6 protein-coding genes, 1 tRNA gene and 1 riboswitch are annotated in these 7,077 nt (G+C 64.7%); of the genes, 2 read left to right on the top strand and 5 right to left on the bottom strand.

Annotation, left to right across the window (positions count from 1 at the left end):
• Positions 1-102: 102 nt before the first annotated feature.
• Positions 103-366 (bottom strand): hypothetical protein, encoded by a 264-nt coding sequence (locus tag V6N07_RS13330; RefSeq protein ID WP_371156790.1) that lies wholly within the window; start codon positions 364-366, stop codon positions 103-105.
• Positions 367-405: 39 nt separating this feature from the next.
• Positions 406-481: transfer RNA gene (locus V6N07_RS13325), tRNA-Ala, on the bottom strand.
• 131 nt (positions 482-612) lie between these two features.
• On the opposite strand from V6N07_RS13325, the gene V6N07_RS13320 reads away from it, so the two are divergent.
• The gene (locus tag V6N07_RS13320; protein WP_371156789.1) at positions 613-1,893 is read left to right on the top strand and encodes a DUF2254 domain-containing protein; all 1,281 of its coding nucleotides are present in this window, start codon (positions 613-615) and stop codon (positions 1,891-1,893) included.
• Between the two features lie 3 nt (positions 1,894-1,896).
• On the opposite strand, the gene gcvP is transcribed toward V6N07_RS13320, so the two are convergent.
• From gcvP to gcvT, 3 genes are all read right to left on the bottom strand, one after another.
• Complete coding sequence (gcvP, locus tag V6N07_RS13315) at positions 1,897-4,722, bottom strand: aminomethyl-transferring glycine dehydrogenase (protein ID WP_371156788.1); 2,826 nt, start codon at positions 4,720-4,722, stop codon at positions 1,897-1,899.
• 83 nt (positions 4,723-4,805) lie between these two features.
• On the bottom strand, positions 4,806-5,165 hold the full coding sequence (gene gcvH, locus V6N07_RS13310; RefSeq protein WP_371156787.1) for a glycine cleavage system protein GcvH: 360 nt from the start codon (positions 5,163-5,165) through the stop codon (positions 4,806-4,808).
• Between the two features lie 20 nt (positions 5,166-5,185).
• On the bottom strand, positions 5,186-6,304 hold the full coding sequence (gene gcvT, locus V6N07_RS13305) for a glycine cleavage system aminomethyltransferase GcvT (protein WP_371156786.1): 1,119 nt from the start codon (positions 6,302-6,304) through the stop codon (positions 5,186-5,188).
• A 111-nt stretch (positions 6,305-6,415) separates the two neighbouring features.
• Positions 6,416-6,505, bottom strand: a riboswitch (glycine riboswitch).
• Positions 6,506-6,555: 50 nt separating this feature from the next.
• Between gcvT and V6N07_RS13300 the strand changes: the two genes are divergently transcribed.
• Entirely contained in the window at positions 6,556-7,071 is a 516-nt protein-coding gene (locus V6N07_RS13300; protein ID WP_371156785.1) for a gamma-glutamylcyclotransferase family protein, read from the top strand.
• Positions 7,072-7,077: the final 6 nt, after the last annotated feature.

Below are 7,077 nucleotides of genomic sequence, written 5' to 3'. Positions count from 1 at the left end.
GCTGCCACCTTCAACCCCCCGAAGCATCCGCCCCGTAGCGCCTTCCAGCGTCCCGTCCAGCACCTCAGCGCCTCCGGTGAAGCGGGGTTTAGTTCCAGACATTCACAGCCGCAACAGGTTTTTTGACTTTCCGTCGAAAAACTTTGCCCGGATGGTCAAAAAACCCGTAGCAGCCTGTACTATATACATTATTTTGAGACCCACCGGTAGTTCGGCGAAGGATACCCCGCGAAAACGGGCCACTGACAAGATCAGAAGACCCGAAAAATCGGTCAGACCCGAGTCGTTCACGCCGCTAGCAGGCATGAATTGGGGCGTGATACCGGTATCGATAGTGGGATGCGCCCATACCGCCCATGCAACCATGCCGATGGGCAAACAGAGGACAACGGAGTTCGGGAAACCTGGTGGAGCCGAGGGGAATCGAACCCCTGACCTCGTCATTGCGAACGACGCGCTCTACCAACTGAGCTACGACCCCAACGGCCCTGTCTATGCTATGCCTCTGCGCCACCCGTCAAGATCATGATGGCTGCGCGTGTCGATCGCGTTACCTATGGGGCGGGGCCGGAACCATAATGCGACGGCCGGGAACAATCGGACGGATGCGCGATGAACCTGACATTTCAATTCTGGCGCGTACGGGAAGTCCTGCGCCTGATCTGGGTTCGGATTGCTGCCATATCCGCGCTTGCTGTTGTTGCCGCGATCATCGCGCCCTTCGTGTCGCAGCTTTTGCCGGAAGGCCTGAAGGACCGGATACCGGAAAAGGCCGTAACGGACCTTCTGTCGGTCATCGCCGGTTCCATGCTGGCGGTGGCGACCTTCTCTCTCTCGGTGATGGTGTCCGCCCACCACTACGCCGCGAGTCAGGTGACCCCCAGATCCCACAGGTTGCTGCGGCAGGACGGCCGCACGCAGTCCGTCCTCGCGACCTTCATCGGGGCCTTCGTCTACGCCCTGGTTGCAATCATCATCCTGAATGCGGGGTTCTACCAGGGGCGCGATTACCTCGTGATCTTCAGCGTCACGATCCTCGTCATTGCCTTCGTGATCTTCGCACTCGTCCGCTGGGTGCAGCATATTTCGGATCTGGGGTCCATCGAGGCGACAACCCGGCGTGTCGAGGCCGCTGCCCTGAAGGCCATGCAGACGCGGATGGACCATCCCTACATGGGCGCGCGCCCGCTTGATGCCGCCATTCGCACGGGCGAGGCGATCCCCGTCATAGCGGGGACATTCGGTTGGGTCCAGCATGTCGACCTGCCCGCCCTGTCCGAACTTGCCGAGAAGCTGAACGCGAAAGTACATTTGAACGTCATGCCGGGGCACCGGGTCGATCGTGGTTTGCCGTTGATGGAGGTCGAGGTCCTGCGCCTGTCGACCGAGGATATGGCGGACCTGACCGGGACCATCGTCGTCGGCGACACGCGGTCCTTCGATCAGGATCCCAGTTTCGGGTTGGAAGTCATGTCCGAGATCGCGCAACGCGCCCTGTCCCCCGGCCTGAATGACCCGCGCACGGCGACGGACATCATCTGGCGGCAACACGGCATCCTCGACCTATGGCGCGAAGTCGGTGATCCGGAGAACCCGGCATACCCGCGTCTGCACGTACCCGGCATGACCGCGGATCACCTGACGCGGGTCGCACTGGATCATATTGCCCGGGACGGTGCCGCCCTCGTCGAGGTGCAGGTCGCGCTGCAATCCGCCTTGGCGCAATTGGCAGACCACCGCGAAGCATCCTTGCGGGATGCCTCACTCGAGGTGTCGGCCCGCGCCCTTGCCAGATCCGAGGCGCTGCTGCCCCTGACACAGGACCGGGTACGCGTGCGCGACATCGCCCCAGCCCGCAAGCCGGCCGACTTTCGTACGGCCGGCCAGCAGTAGCCGTTATTCCGCCGCTTCGAGGTAATCCTCGACCGGGGGACAGGTGCAGATCAGGTTGCGATCGCCCGCGACGTTGTCGACCCGGTTGACCGGCGGCCAGTACTTGTCGACCCGGAAGGCACCCGGCGGGAAGCATCCTTCCTCGCGCGAATAGGGCCGGTCCCAGTCGCGGACGAGGTCCTCCATCGTGTGGGGCGCGTTCTTGAGCGGATTGTTCGCCGCATCCATGCGCCCCTCGGCAATCTCCCGCACCTCGTCGGCGATGGACAGCATCGCGGTGATGAACCGGTCCAGTTCCGGCTTCGGCTCCGACTCCGTCGGCTCCACCATCAAGGTGCCCGCCACGGGCCAGGACATGGTCGGCGCGTGGAAGCCATTGTCGATCAGCCGCTTTGCCACGTCGTCGACCGTCACACCATGTTCAGCGAAGGGGCGCGTATCCAGAATGCATTCATGCGCAATCCGCCCACGACGACCCCCATACAGCACGTCATAGGACCCCTTCAGCCGTGCCGCGATATAGTTCGCCGACAGGATCGCGACCTTGGTGGCCTGCGTCAGCCCCTCGCCCCCCATCATCATGACATAGGCATAGCTGATCGGCAGGATCGAGGCGCTGCCGTAGGGCGCGGCGGACACAGGTCCGTCGGTGCCCAGGTCGGGGTGGCCGGGCAGATGCGGCGCCAGATGCGCCTTGACGCCGATCGGCCCCATGCCGGGACCGCCCCCGCCATGCGGGATGCAGAACGTCTTGTGCAGGTTCAGGTGGCTGACATCGGCGCCGATTTCGCCCGGCTTGGACAGGCCCACCATCGCGTTCAGGTTCGCGCCGTCCAGATAGACCTGCCCGCCGTGGCTGTGCGTGATGTCGCAGACCTCGCGCACCGTGTCCTCGAACACGCCATGGGTGCTGGGATAGGTGATCATGCAGGCGGCAAGGTTTTCGCCGGCGGCCTCGGCCTTGGTGCGGAAATCATCGAGGTCGATGTCGCCATTCTCGGCGGCCTTGACCACGACGACCTTCATTCCCGCCATCTGTGCCGATGCCGGGTTGGTGCCATGGGCCGAGGTCGGGATCAGGCAGATGCGCCGGTCCTGCCCGTTGGCCCGGTGATAGGCCGCGATGGTCAACAGACCCGCGTATTCGCCCTGCGCACCGGAGTTCGGCTGCATCGACATCGCGTCATAGCCGGTAATGACGCAGAGACGCGCGGACAGCTCGTCGATCATCGCTTTGTAGCCCACCGCGTCCTCGGGAGGCGCGAAGGGGTGGATGCGCCCGAAGCCGGGGAAGGTGACCGGCATCATTTCGACCGCCGCGTTCAGCTTCATCGTGCAGGACCCGAGCGGGATCATCGCACGGTCCAGCGCCAGATCGCGGTCGGCCAGACGACGCATATAGCGCATCATCTCCGCCTCGGCCCGGTTCATGTGAAAGATCGGATGGGTCAGGTACTCGGTCGTGCGGCGCAGCCCCTCGGGGATATCGACGCGCGGCGCGGGAACATCACCGTCGATGCCAAAGGCACGCATCACGCGCGACAGGACATCCGTATCCGTCACCTCGTCGCAGGCGATGCCGATGGCGGTGGCGCCAATGCGGCGCAGGGTGATCCCCTCGGCCCGCGCGGCGCGCCAGATGACGCCCTGCATCGCGCCGACCTCGACCGTCAGCGTGTCGAACACATGCCCCGGCGCCACGTCGAACCCGGCCCCGGTCAGCGCATCGCGCAGGGCGACGGCATGGGCATGCACGTGGGTGGCGATATGGTGCAGGCCCTTCGGCCCGTGGAACACCGCATAGAAGGACGCCATCACCGCCAACAGGGCCTGCGCAGTGCAGACGTTCGACATCGCCTTTTCACGGCGGATATGCTGTTCGCGTGTCTGCAGGGACAGGCGGTAGGCCTTGTGCCCGTGGCTGTCGACCGACACGCCGACGATCCGACCCGGCATCGACCGCTTGTAGGCGTCGGCACAGGCAAAGAACGCCGCATGCGGCCCGCCATAGCCCAGTGGCACGCCGAACCGCTGCGCCGACCCGACGGCGATATCGGCCCCCATGGCGCCCGGTTCCTTCAACAGGCACAGCGCCAGCAGGTCGGTTGCCACGATGCCCAGCGCCTTCGCGCCGTGCAGCGCCTCCATCTGCGGGGTCAGGTCACGCAAGTGGCCGTGGGTGCCGGGATACTGGAAGATCGCGCCAAACACCTGTTCGGCCACCAGATCATCCGGCGACCCCACGATCAATTCGATGCCCAAGGGCTCCGCCCGCGTCCGCATCACGGCGATGTTCTGCGGGTGGCATGCCTCATCGACGAAGAATGCCATCGCCTTCGATTTCGACACACGCTGAGCCATCACCATCGCTTCGGCGCAGGCGGTGGATTCATCCAGCAGCGAGGCATTGGCCACCGGCAGGCCGGTCAGGTCTGACACCATCGTCTGGAAGTTCAGCAACGCCTCCAATCGACCCTGCGCGATTTCGGGCTGATAGGGGGTATAAGCCGTGTACCACGCAGGGTTTTCAAGGATGTTGCGCTGAATCGCGGGGGGCGTGACGGTATCGGAATACCCCTGCCCGATCATGCTGACCGTCACGCGGTTCTGATCCGCAAGGTCGCGCATCCGTGCCAGGATCGCGTGCTCCGTCATCTGCGGCCAGGGCAAGGGCTCCGCCTGACGAATGGACGCGGGCACCGTTTCGTCGATCAGCGCATCGAGGCTGCCTGCGCCGCAGGCGGCCAGCATCTCGGCCATTTCGGACGGCGACGGACCGATGTGACGGCGGTTGGCGAAGTCATAGGTATCATAGTCGGTCAGGGGCATCCGGCGATCCTTGCATTGGCACGGGGCTGAGATTTGGGGAGCAGGCAGGGCGGCGCGCGGCTGATCCGCGCGCCGCGGCGACGTCAGTCTTCGACGAATGCCTTGTATTGGTCTTCGTCCATCATGTCGGTCATCTCTTCGGGCGTCGTGGTCGTCATGCGGAAGAACCACGCCGCTTCGGCGTCCTCGTTCACCAGACCGGGCGCATCGGCGAGGGCCGTGTTCACTTCGACGATCTCACCATCCAGCGGCGCCATGATGTCGGACGCGGCCTTGACGCTTTCGATCACGACGACCTCCTCGCCCTTGGTGACCTCCTGTCCGACTTCCGGCAGATCGACGAAGACGACATCTCCCAATTGGGTGGCGGCGTGCTCCGTAATGCCGACGGTCACGATACCATCGTTTTCATCCAGCCATTCATGATCTTCGGTGAACTTCATCTGACTCTCCTGTGTGGTCTTCACCGCTTGTAACGCGGCGTATGAAAGGGCAATTCGGCGACGGTGACCGGCAGGCGCTTGCCCCGAACATCACCGTAGAGTGTCGTGCCGGGGGCGCAATCGGCAGGCACATACCCCATCGCGACGGGCGCGCCGACGCTGGGCCCGAACCCGCCGGACGTGACGGTGCCGACCGGCGCGGTCGCGGTTTCGCTGTCATAGAGCATGACACCCATGCGCATCGGTGCCCTGCCCTGCGGCAACAGGCCGGCACGCCGCCGCGTCGCCCCGTCGTCGAGCTGTGACAGGATCACCGCATCCCCGGTAAAACCACCGGCCCGGTCACCCCCGGTGCGACGAACCTTCTGGATCGCCCATTTCAGGTCCGCTTCGACCGGGGTGATGTTGCCCGTCAGGTCCTGACCATACAGCGGCATCCCCGCCTCGAGGCGCAAGCTGTCACGTGCGCCCAGACCGATCGGCAGGACATCGTCATGCGCCAGGATCGCCCGCGCAAGGGCCTCGGCCGTGTCGACCGGGACCGATATCTCGTAGCCATCCTCGCCGGTGTATCCCGACCGGCTGATCCACAGCTCTGCGCCATCGTAGGGGAAGGTCGCGACATCCATGAATTTCATCGCGCCGGTGCCGGGGACCAATGCCTCCAGCACCGCCTCGGCGGATGGTCCCTGCAATGCCAGCAATGCACGGTCCTCCAACAAGGTGACCTCGTGATCCGGCAGGCCTGCCGTCAGGATCTCCATGTCGGCGTGCTTCATCGCGCCGTTGACCACCAGCAACAGGTGATCGCCCCGGTTTGCGAACATCAGGTCATCGGCCACGCCACCGTTCGGCAAGGTCAGCAACCCATACCGCTGCCGTCCTTCGGCCAGCCCCATGACATTGACCGGCAACAGCCGCTCCAACGCCTCGGCCCGGCCCTCGCCGTGCACGATGACCTGCCCCATGTGGGAGACATCGAACAGACCGGCCTTTTCGCGCGTGTGCAGATGCTCCGCCATCACGCCCGCGGGAAATTGCACGGGCATCGCGTACCCGGCAAAGGGCACCATCTTGCCGCCAAGCTCCGCATGCAAAGCGGCCAGCGGCAGGGATTTCAGATTCGTCTCGGCAGTCATAGGCACCTCCAGCAAACGGGATCGCCCCGCCGGTTCGTGCCCCCTCTGTCCCGTGCGCCTGAGATCGCTATCCCTTCGGCGGGCACACGAGGTGCCACTCTCCAGAGTCTTTCGCACGACCGGTCCATTTGCCTGAGAGTTTACCGGGGCGGTTGCTCCTTCGGCCCTGCGATACACCGCAGAGTCTCCCGTGTCGTGCGGGTTTCCGATACGAAACTTGACCCCGACTGCGCAAGGGGGAACATGCGCCGATGGATGAATTCTTCGGATATGGTTCGCTCGTGAACCTCGGCACCCATACCTATGCCGGTGCCCGGCGCATCACGGTGCGCGGCTGGGCCCGCACATGGCGTCACGCAGCGGGCCGGTCGCATGCTTTTCTGACCGCGACCCCCGACGCGGGCGGCGTCATCGACGGTATCGCCGCCCGCGTGCCCAACGGCGACTGGTCCGCCCTCGACCTGCGCGAGGAAGCCTACATCCGCACCCGTCTTGCCGAGGGTCCGGCGATCTATCACATCCCCGAAGGCCACCACGCCCCGGCAAGCGTCGCGAACCCCATCCTGCTCAGCTATCTGGATGTCGTCGTCAAAGGCTACCTGACGGAATTCGGCGAGGACGGCGTCGCCCGGTTCTTCGCCACCACCTCCGGCTGGGATGCGCCGATCTTAGATGATCGTGCCGCGCCGCTCTATCCACGCGCGCAGCAGCTGACCCTAGCGGAAACGGCCCTTGTCGATGACTGGCGCGGGCGCGTGACATCCTAGACCGCG

Source organism: Jannaschia sp. 2305UL9-9 (assembly GCF_041403465.1).
In the GTDB taxonomy this organism is placed as follows: domain Bacteria; phylum Pseudomonadota; class Alphaproteobacteria; order Rhodobacterales; family Rhodobacteraceae; genus Jannaschia.
This window is presented reverse-complemented; position numbering and strand designations above follow the sequence as displayed.

Bases quoted from the DNA above. Each gene is read 5' to 3' on its own strand.
- V6N07_RS13330 (WP_371156790.1), bottom strand. From the start codon at position 366: ATGGTTGCATGGGCGGTATGGGCGCATCCCACTATCGATACCGGTATC.
- V6N07_RS13320 (WP_371156789.1), top strand. From the start codon at position 613: ATGAACCTGACATTTCAATTCTGGCGCGTACGGGAAGTCCTGCGCCTG.
- gcvP (WP_371156788.1), bottom strand. From the start codon at position 4,722: ATGCCCCTGACCGACTATGATACCTATGACTTCGCCAACCGCCGTCAC.
- gcvH (WP_371156787.1), bottom strand. From the start codon at position 5,165: ATGAAGTTCACCGAAGATCATGAATGGCTGGATGAAAACGATGGTATC.
- gcvT (WP_371156786.1), bottom strand. From the start codon at position 6,304: ATGACTGCCGAGACGAATCTGAAATCCCTGCCGCTGGCCGCTTTGCAT.
- V6N07_RS13300 (WP_371156785.1), top strand. From the start codon at position 6,556: ATGGATGAATTCTTCGGATATGGTTCGCTCGTGAACCTCGGCACCCAT.